At 74.7% G+C, this 16,812-nt stretch carries 17 protein-coding genes; 14 read left to right on the top strand and 3 right to left on the bottom strand.

Translation table 11 applies throughout. From position 1 onward, the window contains the following. Window positions 1-68: 68 nt before the first annotated feature. Window positions 69-1,550, top strand: a complete 1,482-nt coding sequence (locus tag ACFP6A_RS01745) for a C40 family peptidase (protein ID WP_379601078.1) — start codon at window positions 69-71, stop codon at window positions 1,548-1,550. A 16-nt stretch (window positions 1,551-1,566) separates the two neighbouring features. Here the strand turns inward: ACFP6A_RS01745 and ACFP6A_RS01740 are convergent, their stop codons facing one another. Further along, window positions 1,567-2,064 (bottom strand): inorganic diphosphatase, encoded by a 498-nt coding sequence (locus ACFP6A_RS01740; protein ID WP_379601077.1) that lies wholly within the window; start codon window positions 2,062-2,064, stop codon window positions 1,567-1,569. A 103-nt stretch (window positions 2,065-2,167) separates the two neighbouring features. Between ACFP6A_RS01740 and dacB the strand changes: the two genes are divergently transcribed. From dacB to ACFP6A_RS01690, 10 genes are all read left to right on the top strand, one after another. Continuing rightward, on the top strand, window positions 2,168-3,583 hold the full coding sequence (gene dacB, locus ACFP6A_RS01735; protein ID WP_379601076.1) for a D-alanyl-D-alanine carboxypeptidase/D-alanyl-D-alanine-endopeptidase: 1,416 nt from the start codon (window positions 2,168-2,170) through the stop codon (window positions 3,581-3,583). Window positions 3,584-3,620: 37 nt separating this feature from the next. Beyond that, entirely contained in the window at window positions 3,621-4,691 is a 1,071-nt protein-coding gene (locus tag ACFP6A_RS01730; protein WP_379601074.1) for a zinc-dependent metalloprotease, read from the top strand. Between the two features lie 8 nt (window positions 4,692-4,699). Then, on the top strand, window positions 4,700-5,659 hold the full coding sequence (tilS, locus tag ACFP6A_RS01725) for a tRNA lysidine(34) synthetase TilS (RefSeq protein ID WP_379601072.1): 960 nt from the start codon (window positions 4,700-4,702) through the stop codon (window positions 5,657-5,659). 27 nt (window positions 5,660-5,686) lie between these two features. Then, entirely contained in the window at window positions 5,687-6,241 is a 555-nt protein-coding gene (gene hpt, locus ACFP6A_RS01720; protein WP_379601070.1) for a hypoxanthine phosphoribosyltransferase, read from the top strand. A gap of 147 nt (window positions 6,242-6,388) precedes the next feature. Then, window positions 6,389-8,425 (top strand): ATP-dependent zinc metalloprotease FtsH, encoded by a 2,037-nt coding sequence (ftsH, locus tag ACFP6A_RS01715; RefSeq protein WP_379601069.1) that lies wholly within the window; start codon window positions 6,389-6,391, stop codon window positions 8,423-8,425. A gap of 18 nt (window positions 8,426-8,443) precedes the next feature. Next, window positions 8,444-9,082 carry a GTP cyclohydrolase I FolE gene (folE, locus tag ACFP6A_RS01710; protein WP_379601068.1) on the top strand — a complete coding sequence of 213 codons (639 nt, stop codon included), beginning with the start codon at window positions 8,444-8,446 and terminating at the stop codon, window positions 9,080-9,082. 47 nt (window positions 9,083-9,129) lie between these two features. Further along, the gene (gene folP / locus ACFP6A_RS01705) at window positions 9,130-9,951 is read left to right on the top strand and encodes a dihydropteroate synthase (RefSeq protein WP_379601443.1); all 822 of its coding nucleotides are present in this window, start codon (window positions 9,130-9,132) and stop codon (window positions 9,949-9,951) included. Between the two features lie 44 nt (window positions 9,952-9,995). Continuing rightward, complete coding sequence (gene folB, locus ACFP6A_RS01700; RefSeq protein WP_379601067.1) at window positions 9,996-10,337, top strand: dihydroneopterin aldolase; 342 nt, start codon at window positions 9,996-9,998, stop codon at window positions 10,335-10,337. Further along, complete coding sequence (folK, locus tag ACFP6A_RS01695; RefSeq protein ID WP_379601066.1) at window positions 10,334-10,879, top strand: 2-amino-4-hydroxy-6-hydroxymethyldihydropteridine diphosphokinase; 546 nt, start codon at window positions 10,334-10,336, stop codon at window positions 10,877-10,879. The genes folB and folK overlap by 4 nt, the downstream gene beginning before the upstream one ends. Window positions 10,880-10,892: 13 nt before the next feature. After that, complete coding sequence (locus ACFP6A_RS01690; protein WP_379601441.1) at window positions 10,893-11,378, top strand: DUF3180 domain-containing protein; 486 nt, start codon at window positions 10,893-10,895, stop codon at window positions 11,376-11,378. A 230-nt stretch (window positions 11,379-11,608) separates the two neighbouring features. Here the strand turns inward: ACFP6A_RS01690 and ACFP6A_RS01685 are convergent, their stop codons facing one another. Further along, window positions 11,609-12,721 carry an ABC transporter ATP-binding protein gene (locus ACFP6A_RS01685; protein WP_379601065.1) on the bottom strand — a complete coding sequence of 371 codons (1,113 nt, stop codon included), beginning with the start codon at window positions 12,719-12,721 and terminating at the stop codon, window positions 11,609-11,611. Window positions 12,722-12,745: 24 nt separating this feature from the next. Here ACFP6A_RS01685 and ACFP6A_RS01680 point away from each other — a divergent pair, with 24 nt between their 5' ends. The 3 genes from ACFP6A_RS01680 to ACFP6A_RS01670 all read left to right on the top strand — a co-directional run bounded on the left by ACFP6A_RS01680 (window position 12,746) and on the right by ACFP6A_RS01670 (window position 15,260). Then, window positions 12,746-13,447: an ABC transporter permease gene (locus ACFP6A_RS01680; RefSeq protein WP_379601063.1), complete on the top strand. Its 702-nt coding sequence runs from the start codon at window positions 12,746-12,748 to the stop codon at window positions 13,445-13,447. Then, window positions 13,447-14,166, top strand: a complete 720-nt coding sequence (locus ACFP6A_RS01675) for an ABC transporter permease (protein ID WP_379601062.1) — start codon at window positions 13,447-13,449, stop codon at window positions 14,164-14,166. The genes ACFP6A_RS01680 and ACFP6A_RS01675 overlap by 1 nt, the downstream gene beginning before the upstream one ends. 146 nt (window positions 14,167-14,312) lie before the next feature. Further along, window positions 14,313-15,260, top strand: coding sequence for a glycine betaine ABC transporter substrate-binding protein (locus ACFP6A_RS01670; protein ID WP_379601061.1), 948 nt, complete (start codon window positions 14,313-14,315; stop codon window positions 15,258-15,260). A 279-nt stretch (window positions 15,261-15,539) separates the two neighbouring features. Here the strand turns inward: ACFP6A_RS01670 and ACFP6A_RS01665 are convergent, their stop codons facing one another. After that, on the bottom strand, window positions 15,540-16,643 hold the full coding sequence (locus ACFP6A_RS01665) for an NADH-quinone oxidoreductase subunit D (protein ID WP_379601439.1): 1,104 nt from the start codon (window positions 16,641-16,643) through the stop codon (window positions 15,540-15,542). Window positions 16,644-16,812: the final 169 nt, after the last annotated feature.

Genomic DNA, 16,812 nt, shown 5'->3' with positions numbered 1-16,812 from the left:
CCGTCGTGGAAGGCCGTCCGCCCGTGGGTGCTCACCGTCACGCCGGACGACGCGGCGTGGTCGTCCGGATGACGGTCCCGGCCGTCGCCGTCGCCGTGCTGGTCGGCGGCGGCGTCATGGCGCCGGCGGCCGCCGACCCGGGCAGCGGCAGCCCGTCGGCCGTCGACCCGGGCTACCCGAGCGAGGAGCAGGTCGGCGCCGCCCGCGCCGCCGCGCAAGACACCGCCGGCGAGATCGGCGCCGTCGAGGCACGCCTGGCCGCGGCCTCCGCCCGCCTCGAGGAGTCTCAGGTCGCGGCCGGCATGGCTGCCGAGGACCTCGCCGACGCACTCGTCGCCCTCGAGCGGGCCACGGCTGCCGCCGACGCCGCCGAGCGCGCGGCCGGCGCCGCCCGGGAGGACGTCGAGTCCGCCCGCGCCGAGATCGGCCGGCTGGCCGCCGGTGCCTACCGCAGCGGGACCGGCCTGGGCGAGCTCGAGCTGCTGCTGAGCCCCGGGGGTCCGCAGGACCTGCTCGACAAGGCGGCCGCCCTGGACGTCGTCGGCAAGCGTCGGCAGGAGGCCTACCAGCGGATGACCGCGGCGGACGTCGTGGCCCGGCTGCTCCAGGAGCAGGCCACGGCGGCCCGGGCCGACCAGCAGGCCGCCGCCGCTCGGGCCGAGGAGCTGCGGGTCGCCGCGGAGCGGGCCGCGCTGGCTGCCGGGGCCGAGGTGACGGCCGTCGCCGAGGAGCGGGAGGCGCTGATCGCCCGGCTCGCCGAGCTGCGCAGCACCACCGTCGAGCTGGAGAGGGCCCGGCAGGACGGTCTGGAGGCCGACCGGCGGCGCCGCGAGGAGGAGGCCGCCCTCGCCGCGATCCGGCAGCGCGAGGCCGACCAGGCGGCCACCCTGCAGACGCGGCGGGACACCGCACCGAGCCGGTCCGCTCAGCGGGAGCCGGCGCCGGCGTCGCCCGCTCAGGGACGCTCCGTACCCGCGCCGTCCGCGAGTCGGACGACGGCCCCGGCACCTGCCCGGACGACGGCCCCGGCACCTGCCCGGACGACGTCCCCCGCCGGCTCCCCGGCCGTCGCACCGGCGCCCGCCCCGGCACCTGCGCCTGCACCTGCGCCTGCGCCTGCGCCTGCGCCTGCTCCGGGGGCCGCACCCGCCCCGGACCTGGGCACCCCGACGTCGAGCGCCGCCGCCGGACGGGCGGCCGTGGACTGGGCGCTGACCCAGGTCGGCAAGGACTACCAGTGGGGCGCCTCGGGACCGGACACCTACGACTGCTCCGGCCTCACCTCACAGGCGTGGCAGCAGGGCGGCGGCCACTGGATCACCCGGACGTCGCGCTCGCAGTGGGCAGCGGTGGCGAAGGTGCCGTACTCCCAGATGCGGCCAGGTGACCTGATCTTCTACGCCACCGACCCCGGCGACCCGGCCACCATCTGGCACGTCGCCGTCTACGCCGGCGACGGGACGATGGTCGAGGCGCCGCGTGCCGGGCTGCAGGTGCGGGTGGTGCCGGTCCGCTGGTCGAGCACGATGCCGGCGGCGGGACGGCCCTAACCGGCGGCTGACGCGCCTAGCGGTGCTCCCCGCCGGAGTCTCGCAGCCGCTGCACCGAGTCGCGGATCTCCTGCTCGGCGGCCTCCCGGCCGACCCAGTGCGCGCCCTCGACCGACTTGCCCGGCTCGAGGTCCTTGTACGTCTCGAAGAAGTGCTGGATCTCCAGCCGGTAGAACTCGCCGACGTCCTCGAGGTCCTGCATGTGGTCCACCCGGGGGTCGTCGGCGGGCAGGCAGATCACCTTGTCGTCCCCACCGGCCTCGTCGCGCATCCGGAACATGCCGATGGCCCGGCACCGGACGAGGCAGCCGGGGAACGTCGGCTCGTCCAGCAGCACGAGGGCGTCCAGGGGGTCGCCGTCCTGCCCGAGCGTGCCGTCGACGAAGCCGTAGTCGGCCGGGTAGCGGGTCGCCGTGAACAGGGTCCGGTCCAGCTTGAGGCGGCCGGTGCGGTGGTCGATCTCGTACTTGTTGCGGCTGCCCTTGGGGATCTCGATGGTCACGTCGAACTGCACGGCGGGCTCCTGCGCGGCCTCGGCTCGAGGCTCCTCGGGGACGGGGGACGCCAGTAGTGTCCCGTAGGTTCAGCCCGCAGGCCGGCAGAGGGGAGGGGTGTCGGTGACCTCGCGCGTCCTGGCCGCCGGGACCGCCGCCGTCCTGCTGCTCGGCGGGCTCGGGTACGCGGTCGCCGACGCCTACGACGTCGTCCCGGGCGTGCTGACCGTCCGGCCGGCGCCGACACCACCGCCGCCGTTCCCGGACCCGCCCGGCGCCCAGGACCCGACCACCCCGCCGGACGACGTCCTGCCCGCCCTCGACGAGAGCGCCCCGCTGCCCGACCGGGACGCGCTCGCGGCGGCCCTCGCCCCGCTGCTCGCCGACCCGGCGCTCGGCCCGGACGTCAGCGCCTCCGTCGTCGACGTCCGCACCGGCGAGCCCCTGCTCGCGTCCGACGCCGGCACCCCCAGGGAGCCCGCGTCCACGGTCAAGCTGTTCACCGCGGCCGCCGCCATCGACCGGCTCGGCGGTCGGCGCACGCTGACGACGACCGTCGTGCCGGGCGCCTCGGAGGAGGTCGTCCTCGTCGGGTCGGGCGACGTCCTGCTCGGCGCCGGCCCCGGCGACCTGGACGCCGTCCGCGGCCGGGCCGGGCTCGCCGACCTGGCCGCCGACACCGCCGCCGCGCTGGCGGCCCAGGGCCGGACGAGCACGGCCGTCCGGGTCGACGACTCGCTGTTCGCCGACGACCGGATGGGCCCCGGATGGACCCGGTTGGACGTCGACCTCGGCTTCGTCGCGCCGATCACGTCGATCGCCGTGGACGCCGGGCGCACCACCGACGAGCCGTACGCGCCCCGGGTGGCCGACCCCGCCCTGGCCGCCGGCGCCGCGTTCGCCGAGCAGCTGCGCGCCGCCGGGGTCACCGTCGTCGGCGACGTCACCCGTGGCACCGCACCTCCGGACGCCCCGGTGCTCGCGGCCGTGCAGTCCGCGCCGGTCACCGAGATCGCCGGCTACCTGCTGCGGGCCAGCGACAACACCGTCGCCGAGGCGGTGGCCCGGCTCGTCGCCCTGGACGCCGGCCTGCCGGCGACGTTCGCCGGCAGCGCCCGGGCGGTCACCGAGACCGTCGCCGGCCTCGGAGTGGACGTCACCGGGGTGACCCTCACCGACGGCAGCGGGCTGTCCGACGGCGCATCGGTGCCGGCGGCCGCCCTCACCGACCTGCTCGTCACCGCCGCCGGGGACACCCACGAGCACCTGCGGCCGGTGCTCACCGCGCTGCCGGTCGCCGGGCTCTCCGGCACCCTGCTCGACCGCTTCTCCGGTGACGCGGCGGCCGGCGCCCTCGGCACGGCCCGCGCCAAGACCGGCTCGCTGCGCGGGGTGACCACCCTGGCCGGCACCGTCCCGTCCGCGGACGGACGGCTGCTCGCCTTCGCCGTGCTCGCCGACGACGTGCCGGCGACGGAGCCGGCCCGGCGGGCGGTCGACGCCGTCGTCGCCGCGCTGGCCGGGTGCGGCTGCCGGTGACGTCGCCGTCGCGGCGCTGCCCACGTACGGTGGCGCCGTGACCACCACCGCCAGCACCGCCGCCGTCGACGCGCTCGTCGACTGGGACCTCGCGCTCGCCGCCGCCACCCGGCTGACCCGGCCCGGGCCGCAGGTCTCCCGCGCCGAGGCCGCCGACGTCGTCGCCGTGCTGCGCGCCGACGCCCGCCGCTCCACGCCGCTGGTCGAGCAGGTCACCGGCCTGAGCACGCAGCCGGGGGAGGACGTCCTCGTCGTCGACCGCCCCGGCTGGGTGCGGGCCAACGTCGAGGCCTTCCGCACCCTGCTCGCCCCCGTCGTCGAGGAGGCCGCCGGCCGCCGCGGAGGGAGCCTCGCCCCGCTGGTCGGTGCCGTCGGCAGCCGGGTCACCGGCGCCGAGATGGGCTCCCTGCTGGCGTTCCTGTCCTCGCGCGTGCTCGGCCAGTACGACGTGTTCCACTCCGGCGGCGGGCGCCTGCTGCTCGTGGCGCCGAACGTCGTCCACGCCGAGCGTGAGCTCGCCGCCGACCCGGCCGACTTCCGGCTCTGGGTGTGCCTGCACGAGGAGACCCACCGGGTCCAGTTCACCGCGAGCCCGTGGCTGCGCGACCACCTCACCGCCCGGGTCCGCGCCCTGGTGAGCGACCTGCTCGGTGAGCCGGGCGCCGTCCTGGAGCGGGTCCTGGACGCCGTCGGCCGGCTGCCGGACGTGGTCCGGGGGGACGCCGCGACCGGCCTGCTCGACGTCGTCCAGACCCCCGAGCAGCGCCGCGCCCTCGCCGAGGTCACCGCGGTGATGTCGCTGCTCGAGGGCCACGCGGACGTCGTCATGGACGAGGTCGGCCCGTCGGTGATCCCGTCGGTCGCGACGATCCGCCGCCAGTTCTCCCGCCGCCGCTCCGGCCGGAGCGCCCCCGACCGGCTGCTGCGCCGGCTGCTCGGGCTCGACGCGAAGATGCGCCAGTACACCGACGGCGCGGTGTTCGTCCGGTCGGTCGTCGACGACGTCGGGACGACCGGCTTCAACCGGGTCTGGGACTCCCCGGACACGCTGCCCACACCCGAGGAGATCGCCGACCCCGCGGGCTGGGTCGCGCGCGTCCACGGCTGAGTGACGCCGTGAGCGGTCCGGACCCGGCGGTCGCGGCGGTGCGGGCCGCGGTGCGCCGGGAGGTCGCTGACCTGCCCGCCGGGCGACTGGTCGTCGTCGGCTGCAGCGGTGGCGCCGACTCGTTCGCCCTCGCCGCGGCGACCGCGTTCACCGCCCCGAGGGCGGGGCTGGTGGCGCGGGCGGTCGTCGTCGACCACGGTCTGCAGCCCGGCTCCGCCGAGGTGGCCGCCCGGGCCGCGGCGACCTGCCGGTCCCTCGGGCTGGCCGCGGACGTCGTCCGGGTGCGGGTCAGCCCGGACGGCGAGGGCACCGAGGCGGCGGCGCGCGCGGCCCGGCTCGCCGCCCTCGAGGAGCAGGCGCCGGGCGGCGTCGTGCTGCTCGGGCACACCCGGGACGACCAGGCCGAGCAGGTGCTGCTCGGGCTCGCTCGCGGCGCCGGGACCCGCTCCCTGGCCGGCATGCCCCGCCGGCGCGGGCCGTTTCGCCGGCCGCTGCTGGGACTGCCCCGGGCGACCACCGAGCAGGCGTGCCGGGCACTCGGCCTCCACTGGTGGGCCGACCCGGCCAACGCCGACCCCGCGTACACCCGCAGCCGGGTCCGCCACCGGGTGCTGCCGGTCCTGGAGGCCGAGCTCGGCCCCGGGGTCGCCGAGGCGCTGGCGCGCAGCGCCGAGGCCCTGCGGGCCGACGCCGACGCGCTCGACGACCTGGCCGCCCGCGCCGCCGCCGACGTCCGGACCGACGACGGGGACCTCGACGCGGCACTTCTCGCCGCCCTGCCGGCCGCCGTCCGCACCCGGGTGCTGCGCACCTGGCTGCTCGACCTCGGCGCCCCGGCCGGGTCCCTCACCCGGGAGCACGTGCTGGCCGTCGACGCCCTCGTCACCGGCTGGCACGGCCAGGGGCCGCTGCACCTGCCGGGCCGTGTCGTCGTCCGCCGCGTCTGTGGCAGGCTGACGCCCGGCTGACCCGACCCCGGACCGAGGAGCTCCCCGGTGGACGCGCAGGACATGGGCAACGACCTGGAGAAGGTCCTCGTCACGGCCGAGGACATCCAGCGCCGGCTCTCGGAGATGGCTGCCGAGGTGGACCGCGACTACGCCGGGCAGGACCTGCTGCTCGTGGGGGTGCTCAAGGGCGCCGTCATGGTCATGGCCGACCTCGCCCGGGCGCTGCACCACCCCGCCGAGATGGACTGGATGGCGGTGTCGTCGTACGGCTCGGGCACCCAGTCCTCCGGTGTCGTGCGGATCCTCAAGGACCTCGACCAGGACATCACCGGCCGGCACGTGCTCATCGTCGAGGACGTCATCGACTCCGGGCTGACGCTGTCCTGGCTGCTGGCGAACCTCGGGTCGCGCGGGCCGGCGTCCGTGGAGGTGCTGGCCCTGCTCCGCAAGCCGGACGCCGCGAAGGTGGAGGTGCCGGTCCGTTACGTCGGGTTCGACATCCCCAACGACTTCGTCGTCGGCTACGGCCTCGACTACGCCGAGCGCTACCGCAACCTGCCGTTCGTCGGCACGCTCGCCCCCCACGTCTACGCGCACTGAGGAACACCGGGAGGACCTGGCCCGTTTGCCCTGGTGGACGCCGGTCCGGCGACCACCGCTTCGGCGACAGCCCGACGGGCCGCCGGTGTACCTTCGTGCGCAGTTTCCGAAACCAGGAGGGACGGGGCCAGCAGCCCCGAACAGTCGATGGACTTCAAGCGCGTTCTCCGCGGGCCGGCGATCTGGATCATCGTCGCCCTGCTCGTCCTGCTCATCGGCACCCAGGCCCTGTCCGGTGGAGGCTTCCAGCGGATCGACACCTCGGTGGGCCTGCAGCTGCTCGAGGACGGCAAGGTCGAGCAGGCCAAGATCGTCGACCGTGAGCAGCGGGTCGACCTCACCCTGACCGAGCCTTACGAGGACAAGGGCACCCAGGTCCAGTTCCACTACGTCCAGCCGCGCGGCGACGAGGTCGTGGCCGCGGTGAGCGAGGCGGTCCCGGAGGGCTTCACCGACGAGGTCCCGCAGGACTCCTTCCTCGGCAGCCTGCTGCTGACGATGCTGCCGATCCTCATCATTCTCGGCCTGTTCTGGTTCCTGCTGTCGAACATGCAGGGCGGCGGCTCGCGGGTCATGCAGTTCGGCAAGTCCAAGGCCAAGCTCGTCAGCAAGGAGGCCCCCAAGGTCACCTTCGCGGACGTCGCGGGCGCCGACGAGGCCGTCGAGGAGCTCCAGGAGATCAAGGAGTTCCTCACCGACCCGGCCAAGTTCCAGGCGGTCGGCGCCAAGATCCCCAAGGGCGTGCTGCTGTACGGCCAGCCGGGTACCGGCAAGACGCTCATCGCCCGCGCGGTCGCCGGTGAGGCGGGCGTGCCGTTCTACTCCATCTCCGGGTCCGACTTCGTCGAGATGTTCGTCGGCGTCGGCGCCTCGCGGGTCCGTGACCTGTTCGAGCAGGCGAAGAACAACGCCCCGGCGATCATCTTCGTGGACGAGATCGACGCCGTCGGCCGGCACCGTGGCGCCGGCCTCGGCGGCGGCCACGACGAGCGGGAGCAGACCCTCAACCAGCTGCTCGTGGAGATGGACGGGTTCGACGTCAAGACGAACGTCATCCTCATCGCCGCCACCAACCGCCCGGACATCCTCGACCCCGCGCTGCTGCGTCCCGGCCGCTTCGACCGCCAGATCGCCGTCGAGCCGCCGGACATGACCGGCCGGCACCACATCCTCCAGGTGCACGCCAAGGGCAAGCCGATGGCGCCCGACGTCGACCTGCTCGCCGTCGCCCGCCGGACTCCCGGGTTCACCGGGGCCGACCTGGCCAACGTGCTCAACGAGGCCGCGCTGCTCACCGCGCGCAACAACGCCAAGGTGATCGACAACGCCGCGCTGGACGAGGCGATCGACCGTGTCGTCGCCGGGCCGCAGAAGCGGACCCGGATCATGAACGACAAGGAGAAGAAGATCACCGCCTACCACGAGGGCGGGCACGCCCTCGTCGCGGCGGCGATGCGGCACACCGACCCGGTGACCAAGGTGACGATCCTGCCCCGCGGCCGGGCCCTCGGCTACACGATGGTGCTGCCGGCGGAGGACAAGTACTCCACCACCCGTAACGAGATGCTCGACCAGCTCGCCTACGCCCTCGGCGGCCGGGTCGCCGAGGAGCTCGTCTTCCACGACCCCACCACCGGCGCCGCCAACGACATCGAGAAGGCCACGTCGCTGGCGCGCAAGATGGTCACCCAGTACGGGATGAGTGAGCGGGTAGGGGCGATCAAGCTCGGGCAGTCCACGGGTGAGGTGTTCCTCGGCCGTGACATGGGGCACGAGCGCGACTACTCCGAGGAGCTCGCCTCGGTCGTCGACGAGGAGGTGCGCCGACTCATCGAGGCCGCGCACGACGAGGCGTGGGAGGTGCTCATGGAGCACCGCCCGGTGCTGGACCACCTCGTCACCGAGCTGCTCGAGCACGAGACGCTCGGCAAGGAGCAGCTCGCCGAGATCTTCGCGCCGGTGCACAAGCGCCCGCTGCGTCCGGTCTGGCTGTCCAGCGACCGGCGCCACGTCTCCGACCAGCCACCGGTGCTGACCCCGGCCGAGCAGGCCGCCCGGGTCAACGGCAACGGCGCCCGGCCCGCGCCCCAGGACGAGGCGGCCGCCGCCGGCGACGAGCACCCCCCGAGCGAGACCCGGCCGGTGCCCGAGACCGAGCCGGTCGACCCCGGCCGGCAGGGCTGAGCGAGGAGGGACGCGCCGATGAGCGTCGTGCCCGGGGACGACGAGCCGCTGGCGGCCGAGGTGGCGCGGGCCGCCGTGGACCGACGGCAGGGCCCCTACGACCCGCAGCGGGTGGAGCGCGCCGTCCGGGAGATCCTCCTGGCCCTCGGCGAGGACCCTGACCGCGACGGTCTGCGGGACACCCCGGCCCGGGTCGCCCGCGCCTACGCGGAGATGTTCGCCGGCCTCTGGCAGGACCCCGAGGAGGTGCTGACCACGACCTTCGACCTCGGCCACGACGAGATGGTCGTCGTCAAGGACATCGAGGTCTACAGCCAGTGCGAGCACCATCTCGTGCCCTTCCACGGCGTCGCGCACGTCGCCTACATCCCGGCCCCGGACGGTCGCATCACCGGCATCTCCAAGCTCGGCCGGCTGGTCGACGTCTACGCCCGCCGTCCCCAGGTCCAGGAGCGCCTCACCACGCAGGTCGCGGACACCCTCATGCGGGTCCTGCGTCCGCGCGGCGCGATGGTCGTCATCGAGGCCGAGCACCTGTGCATGTCCATGCGCGGTGTGCGCAAGCCCGGGGCCCGGACGGTGACCTCGGCGATGCGCGGGCAGCTGCGCGACCCGGCGAGCAGGGCCGAGGCACTGGCCCTGATGAACCGACGGTGAGGGCGCCGGTAGGCCTGGAGGACCTGGCGACAGGCCGGGCCCTGGTCATGGGAGTGGTCAACGTCACCCCCGACTCCTTCAGCGACGGGGGCCGCTGGTTCGACACGGACGCCGCGGTGGCCCGCGGGCTGCAGCTGCTCGCCGAGGGCGCCGACCTGCTCGACGTCGGAGGGGAGTCCACCCGCCCCGGCGCGCCGCGCGTCCCCGAGGACGAGGAGCTGCGCCGGGTCCTGCCCGTCGTCACCGAGCTCGCCGACGCCGGTGCCGTCGTCAGCGTGGACACCATGCGGGCCTCGGTGGCCGAGCAGGCGCTGGAGGCCGGGGCACGCCTCGTCAACGACGTCAGCGGCGGCCTCGCCGACCCGGTGATGGCCCGGCTCGTCGCCGCCTCCGGCGCGCCCTACGTCGTCATGCACTGGCGTGGGCACAGCGCGACGATGGACGACCTCGCCGTCTACGACGACGTCGTCGCCGACGTCCGGCGCGAGCTGCTCCGCCGCGTCGACGGGCTGCTCGACGAGGGTGTCGACGAGCGTCAGCTCGTGCTCGACCCCGGGCTCGGGTTCGCCAAGACCGGCGAGCACAACTGGGCGCTGCTCGCCCACCTCGACGCGCTGACCGGCACCGGGCTGCCGGTGCTCGTCGCGGCCTCTCGCAAGCGGTTCCTCGGCCACCTGCTCGCCGGACCGGGCCGCGAGCCGGTGCCGCCGCTGGAGCGGGACGACGCCAGTGCCGCCGTCACTGCGCTCGCCGCCGCCGCGGGCGTGTGGTGCGTCCGGGTGCACGAGGCGCTCGCCAGCTTCTCTGCCGTCCGGGTCGCGGCCGCGTGGTCGGCCGCCGCGGCTGCCCGGCCGGGGGCGACCCGGTGACCGGCGCCGGCGCGCCGTCCGGTGGCGGAGCTGACCGAGTCGAGATGCTCGGCCTGCGGGCCCGCGGCCGGCACGGCGTGCTGGCCGCCGAGCGGGACCTCGGTCAGGAGTTCGTCGTCGACGTCGTGCTGCACACCGACGTGCGCGCCGCCGCCGCGACCGACGACCTCGCCCAGACCGTGGACTACGCCGCGGTCGCGCGCCGGGTGCACGACCGGGTCACCGGCGACCCGGTCGACCTCCTGGAGACCCTCGCCGAGCGGATCGCCGCCGACTGCCTCACCGACGAGCGGGTGGTGCGGGTCGAGGTCGCCGTGCACAAGCCGCAGGCGCCGGTCCCCGTCCCGTTCGCCGACGTCGTCGTCCGTGTGGTGCGCGAGCGGTGAGCGGCCCGGACGACACCGGTGGCCCCGACACCGTCCCCGCCCGCCCCGTGCCGGTCGCCGTGGCGCTCGGCGCCAACCTCGGCGACCGTGCGGCCACCCTGCGCTCGGCGCTGCGCCGGCTGCAGACGGAGGCCGGGCTGACCGACGTCCGGGTGTCGGCGATGTACGAGACCCCGCCCGTGGGCGGGCCCGAGCAGGGGCCGTACCTCAACGCCGTTCTCGTCGCCCGCTGCGGCCTGTCCCCGCGGCAGCTGCTGCACGCCGGGCTGCGAGTGGAGGCCGAGCACGGCCGGGACCGGTCCGTGCGCTGGGGACCCCGCACGCTCGACGTCGACGTGCTCGTGCACGGCGGGACGGTCTGCGCGGACCCGGAGCTGACGCTGCCGCACCCGCGGGCGCGGGACCGGGGCTTCGTGCTGGTCCCGTGGGCCGAGGTCGACCCGGACGCGGAGCTGCCGGGACCGGACGGCGGCCGGGTGGCCGACCTGGTGAGGACAGCTGCCGACGCGCCGCACGCGCGCCGGACGGACCTCGGGTGGTGACCCGGTGACGCCGATGCGAGCCGACCGGCTCGCGGTGATCGCGGTCGTCGTCGGCGCCGCCTCGTGGGCCGTGCTGCGGCTCGTGGAGCGTTCCGGGGGGCTGGTGCCCGCGCTGCCGTGGACGGCGCCCGTCGCGCTCGTGCTGCTCGCCGTCGCCGTGGTCGTCGCGGGGCGGCCGGTGCGTCGCTGGACCCGAGGTGACCGTTCCAGGCCGCTGGACCCCCTGCGTGCCGCTCGGGTGCTCGTGCTGGCCCGGGCGTCCGCCTACGCCGGCGCCGCCCTCATCGGGTTCTACGCGGCGCAGGCGCTGCTCGTCCTGCCCGACCTGGTCGTGGAGGCCCGCCGCGAGCGGTTCTGGATGGCCGGCGTCGCCGTGCTGGCCTCCGGTGCGCTGCTGGCTGCCGGTTGGGTGGTCGAGCGGTGGTGCGCGCTGCCGCCCGACGACCCCTCCGACGACGACCCCCCCGACGACGACCCCTCCACCACCCCCCACCCGTGATCATGCAATCCCGCCACCCCGTACCCCCCTCTCGTGATCATGCAATCCCGCCACCCCGCGCCCCCCTCTCGTGATCATGCAATCCCGCCACCCTGGCCCGCTTCTCGCAGAATGCTGGGTTGATCACTGCACTGCCGGCGTGTTGCGCCACCAACCCAGCATTCTGCGCGCCCGGGCGTGGGTCATCGGGGTGGCGGGATTGCATGATCACCGAGGGTGGGGCGTGGCGGTCAGGGAGTGCTCGGAGCGGTGCGCCGCAGGGCGGCGTGGACGGCCTCGGGGGTCAGCACGCCGAGGTACCGGTCCGCGTCGTCGACCACCGGCAGCCAGCCCGCGTCGTGCTGGACGATCTCGGCCAGCGCCCGGCGCAGCGAGTCCCCGAGGCTCGCGGTCTCGTCGAAGCGGTGCACCCGCTGGGCCACCACCCCGTCGCCGCGCAGGGTCCGCTCGGACACCCAGCCGAGCAGCCTGCCGTCGGCACCCACCACGACGGCGTACGGCTCCGGCGCCCGCTGCACGACCTGACGTGCCTCGGCGATCGTGTCGTCCGGGCCCACGGTGGGCGGCTGGACGAGGTCGTCCTGCTCGATCGGGGTGACGGCGAGCCGCCGCAAGCCCCGGTCCGCCCCGACGAAGTCCGCGACGAAGTCGTTGGCCGGGGCGCCGAGCACGGTCGGCGGGTCGGCGTACTGCTCGAGCCGCCCGCCTTCGGACAGCACGGCGACCCGGTCGGCGAGCCGGACCGCCTCGTCGATGTCGTGGGTGACGAACAGCACCGTCTTGTGCAGGCCGGCCTGGATGCGACGGAACTCCGACTGCAGCCGGTCCCGGGCGATGGGGTCGACCGCGCCGAACGGCTCGTCCATGAGCAGCACCGGCGGGTCGGCGGCCAGCGCCCGGGCCACGCCCACGCGCTGCTGCTGGCCGCCGGACAGCTCGTGGGGGTACCGGTCGGCGTACTGGTCGTGGTCGAGCCCTACGAGGTCGAGCATCTCGGCGACCCGCTCCCGGGTCCGGTCGCGGTCCCGGCCGAGCAGGTCGGGCACGGTGGCGACGTTGGCGCCGACGGTCAGGTGGGGGAACAGCCCCACCCGCTGGATGACGTAGCCGATCCCGCGCCGCAGCCGGACCGGGTCGACCTCGGTGACGTCCTCGCCGTCCAGGACGATCCGCCCCGACGTCGGCTCGACCAGCCGGTTGACCATCCGCAGCGTCGTCGACTTCCCGCAGCCGGAGGGGCCGACGAGGGCGACGAGCTCACCCCGCTGGACGTCGAGGGTCAGGGAGTCGACCGCGACCGTGCCGTCCGGGTACCGCTTTCCGACGCCGTCGAGACGGATCATCGGATCGCGGCTAGCGTCGTCGTCGTGACTGCTCCGGCCGGTGTCCACGCGGCAACCCTCACGGACAACTGCCTGACACGCAACGACTGGGTGTGCTGGGAGTACGTCGCGACCCGCTCCGACGTCCTGCTCGCCGAGACCCGCGAGCACGTCACCATCACCGTCTCCGCCGTGCTCATCGGCGTGCTCGTCGCCGTCCCGCTCGCCGTGCTCGCCTACCGTGTCCGCGGGGCTCGCCCGCTGACCCTCGGGGTCGCCACCGCGCTCTACACCATCCCGTCGCTGGCCCTGTTCGCCCTGCTGCTGCCGCTGTTCGGGCTGTCCGCGGCCACCGTCGTCACTGGTCTGGTGCTCTACTCGCTGACCATCCTCGTCCGCAACCTGCTGGCCGGCCTGGACGCCGTGGACGAGGAGGTCCGGGACGCCGCCCGCGGGATGGGGTTCGGGCCCGGCCGGATGCTGTGGCGGGTGGAGATGCCGCTCGCCCTGCCGGCCGCGTTCGCCGGTCTGCGGGTGGCCACGGTGTCGACCGTCGCGCTGACGACCGTCGGCACCGTCGTGGGCTTCGGCGGCCTCGGGGACCTGCTGACCCGCGGACTGCGCGCGGACTTCCGCGCCGAGGTGCTCACCGCGTCGGTGCTGTGCGTCGTCCTGGCCGTCGCCTTCGACCTGCTGCTGCTCGCCGTTCAACGAGCGCTGACGCCCTGGCAGCGGGGGAGGCCCTGATGGACTGGCTGCTCGACGCGGCGGCCTGGCTCACCGACCCGGCGAACTGGAGGGGCAGCCGCGGTGTGCCGACCCTGCTCGTCGAGCACCTCGGACTGACCGCAGCCTCCCTCGGGCTGGCGTGCCTGGTCGCCCTTCCGCTGGCCCTCTGGATCGGGCACACCGGCCGCGGCGGCGTCCTCGCCGTCCAGGTCAGCAACGTCGGACGGGCGGTGCCGACTCTGGCGCTGCTCACCATCCTGGTTCTTGCCGACCGGCCGTTCGGGCTGACGACCTTGTCCGCGCTGGTCGCGTTCACCGCCTTCGCCGTGCCCCCGATCGTGACGAACACCTACGTCGGGATGCGGGACGTCGACCCCGACGCCGTGGACGCCGCCCGCGGGATGGGCATGACCGGGATGCAGGTGCTGCTCCGGGTCGAGCTGCCGCTGGCCACGCCCCTGCTCATGACCGGTGTGCGGCTGGCCGCCGTCCAGCTGTTCGCCACGGTCTCCATCGCCGCGATCGCCGCCTTCGGTGGGCTGGGCCGGATCGTCACCACCGGGCTCGCGAACCGGGACGTCGGTCAGGTCGTCGCCGGCGCCGCCGTGATCGCAGGGCTCGCCCTGCTCGTCGAGCTCGTCTTCGAGGTGGCCGGTCGCGCCGTCGACCCGGCGGCGCGCGCCCGCCGCCGCTCCGCTGCCCGGGCCGAGGCGGCAGCCGGCACGCCCACGACCTGACCGGCCTTCGTGACGCAGTCGTGACCGGGTTCGGGCTGCGGCCCTCGCCCCACCGGTGGTTGACTGCCGTGCAGCGGGTGACAAACCACGTGCCCGCCGGACACGCGCGGCCTGACCGCCGCGGGACACAGAAGGCGGTGACGATGATGCGACGCACGTCCTGGCTGGCCGTTCTGGCCGGCGCGGCCCTCACCCTCTCGGCCTGTGCCGGGGACGACGCCCTCGACGCTGACGGAACGGGTGACACCGCGACGTCCGGGGGCGGGGAGACCATCGTGGTGGGCGGCGCCAACTTCACCGAGATGCAGATCATGCAGGCGATGTACGTGGCGCTGCTCGAGGACGCGGGCTTCACCACCGAGACCGTCTCCGCGGACAACCGGGAGCTGTACTTCCCCGAGCTCGCCGACGGCGCCATCGACGTCGTCCCGGAGTACGCGGCCACCCTGGCCGAGTTCCTCAACCTCGGGGCGAACGGCCCGGGTGCCGAGCCGATCGCGACGAACGACGCCGTCGAGACCGTCGAGGCGATGCGGCCGCTCGCCCGGGAGCAGGGCGTGATCCTGCTCGAACCGGCCCAGGCCGCCGACCAGAACGGTTTCGCCGTCACCGAGGAGTTCGCCGAGGAGAACGACCTGCAGACCCTCAGCGACCTCGGCGAGCTGGACCAGCCCATCGTGCTCGCGGCGACCGAGGAGTGCCCGGAGCGGCCCTTCTGCGCCCCGGGGCTGGAGGAGACCTACGGCATCGAGATCTCCGACGTCCTGCCGACCGGGTTCGGCTCGCCGCAGACCAAGGCCGCCGTTACCGCCGGCGACGCCCAGCTCGGTCTCGTCGCCACCACTGACGGTCGCCTCGCCGAGGACGGGCTGGTGCTGCTCGAGGACGACAAGCGCCTCCAGCTCGCCGACAACCTCGTGCCCGCGGTCAACGAGGACGCCGCCAGCGACGCTCTCGTCGACGCGCTCAACCGGCTGGCCGACGAGCTCACCACCGAGGACCTGGTCGAGCTCAACCGCCAGGTGGACGCCGAGCGGCAGCAGGCGTCGGACGTCGCCCGGGCGTGGCTGGAGGACAAGGGCCTCATCGGCTGAGCCTGACACTCCCCTGTTCGTGATCATGCAGTCCCGCCACCCTCGGGCCACGGCTCGGCTCGCAAAGTGCTGGGTTGGTGGCACGACACGCCGGTAAAGGCGTGACAGATCCAGCATTCTGTGCGAGGAGCGTGGCCAGCACGGCCCGTCGTGCCCAGGTGGCGGGATTGCATGATCACGCAGGGGTCTCGCGGGGGTGGCGGGATTGCATGATCACGCAGGGGTCTCGCGGGGGTGGCGGGATTGCATGATCACGAAGGGGTTGGGGGGCGGGACGGCCTACTTGTCGATGTCTCCGACGACGAAGAACATCGAGCCCATCACGGCCACGAGGTCGGACACCAGGTTGCCGGGCAGCAGCTCGGAGAGCACCTGCACGTTGTTGAACGACGCCGAGCGCAGCTTGAGCCGCCACGGCGTCTTGTCACCGCGGGACACGAGGTAGTACCCGTTGAGCCCCAACGGGTTCTCGGTCCACGCGTAGCAGGCGCCCTCCGGCACCCGCAGCACCTTCGGCAGCCGCTGGTTGATCGGCCCGGCCGGCAGGGAGCGCAACCGCTCGGTGCACGCGCGGGCCAGGTCGAGGGAGACGTGGACCTGCTCGAGCAGGCACTCGAACCGGGCGAGGGCGTCGCCCTCGGTCCGGGTCACCACCCGCCCCGGCCCGCCGGGTCCGAACAGCTCCCCATACGCCAGGTACGGCTCGTCCCGGCGCAGGTCGAGGTCGACGCCGCTGGCCCGGGCGATCGGCCCGCTCACCCCGTAGGCCAGGGCCGTCTCGCGGTTCAGCACCCCGACGCCCCGGGTCCGGGCGCGCAGGATCTCGTTGCCGACGAGCAGGCCCTCGAGGTCCGGCAGGCGCCGCCGGACGGCGTGCACCGCCGCGTCCACCCGGTCCAGCCAGCCGGCCGGCAGGTCCTCCTTGAGCCCGCCGACCCGGTTGAACATGTAGTGGACCCGGCCGCCGGAGAGCTCCTCCATCACCGCCTGCAGCTTCTCGCGCTCGTCGAAGGCGTAGAACACCGGCGTGATCGCGCCCAGCTCCAGCGGGAACGACCCGAGGAACATCAGGTGGTTGAGCACCCGGTTCAGCTCGGCGAGCAGGGTGCGGGCCCACACGGCCCGCTCGGGCACCTCCATCCCCAGCATCCGCTCGGTGGCCAGGACGACGCCGAGCTCGTTGGAGAACGCGCTGAGCCAGTCGTGCCGGTTGGCGAGCACGATGATCTGGCGGTAGTCGCGGGCCTCGAAGAGCTTCTCCGCGCCGCGGTGCATGTACCCGACGACCGGCTCGGCGCTCACCACCTGCTCGCCGTCGACGACGAGCCGCAGCCGCAGCCCCCCGTGCGTGGCCGGGTGCTGGGGGCCGATGTTCAGCACCATCTCGGTGGTCGGTAGCCGGCCCTGGTCCCCGGACGCGCTGCCGGCGCCGAGGCCGACGACGAGCTCGCGGTGCGCCACGCTGGCCGAGTCTGCCACCTTTCCCCGGCGCACTCACGGGTCTGGGACGATCGCCGCAGACCGCCGACCACAGGAGCGCCGACCACAGGAG

The sequence above is a fragment of the Quadrisphaera sp. GCM10027208 genome, assembly GCF_042658805.1.
In the GTDB taxonomy this organism is placed as follows: Bacteria; Actinomycetota; Actinomycetes; order Actinomycetales; family SCSIO-59966; genus SCSIO-59966.
Note: the sequence above shows the minus strand (reverse complement) of the source record. Positions and strands in the feature narration are given on the sequence as shown.

Excerpts from the sequence above, each read along its gene's own strand:
- ACFP6A_RS01745 (WP_379601078.1), top strand. The coding sequence starts at position 69 with ATGACGGTCCCGGCCGTCGCCGTCGCCGTGCTGGTCGGCGGCGGCGTC.
- ftsH (WP_379601069.1), top strand. The coding sequence starts at position 6,389 with ATGGACTTCAAGCGCGTTCTCCGCGGGCCGGCGATCTGGATCATCGTC.
- folE (WP_379601068.1), top strand. The coding sequence starts at position 8,444 with ATGAGCGTCGTGCCCGGGGACGACGAGCCGCTGGCGGCCGAGGTGGCG.
- folP (WP_379601443.1), top strand. The coding sequence starts at position 9,130 with ATGGGAGTGGTCAACGTCACCCCCGACTCCTTCAGCGACGGGGGCCGC.
- folB (WP_379601067.1), top strand. The coding sequence starts at position 9,996 with ATGCTCGGCCTGCGGGCCCGCGGCCGGCACGGCGTGCTGGCCGCCGAG.
- ACFP6A_RS01690 (WP_379601441.1), top strand. The coding sequence starts at position 10,893 with ATGCGAGCCGACCGGCTCGCGGTGATCGCGGTCGTCGTCGGCGCCGCC.
- ACFP6A_RS01685 (WP_379601065.1), bottom strand. The coding sequence starts at position 12,721 with ATGATCCGTCTCGACGGCGTCGGAAAGCGGTACCCGGACGGCACGGTC.
- ACFP6A_RS01675 (WP_379601062.1), top strand. The coding sequence starts at position 13,447 with ATGGACTGGCTGCTCGACGCGGCGGCCTGGCTCACCGACCCGGCGAAC.
- ACFP6A_RS01670 (WP_379601061.1), top strand. The coding sequence starts at position 14,313 with ATGCGACGCACGTCCTGGCTGGCCGTTCTGGCCGGCGCGGCCCTCACC.
- ACFP6A_RS01665 (WP_379601439.1), bottom strand. The coding sequence starts at position 16,643 with ATGGTGCTGAACATCGGCCCCCAGCACCCGGCCACGCACGGGGGGCTG.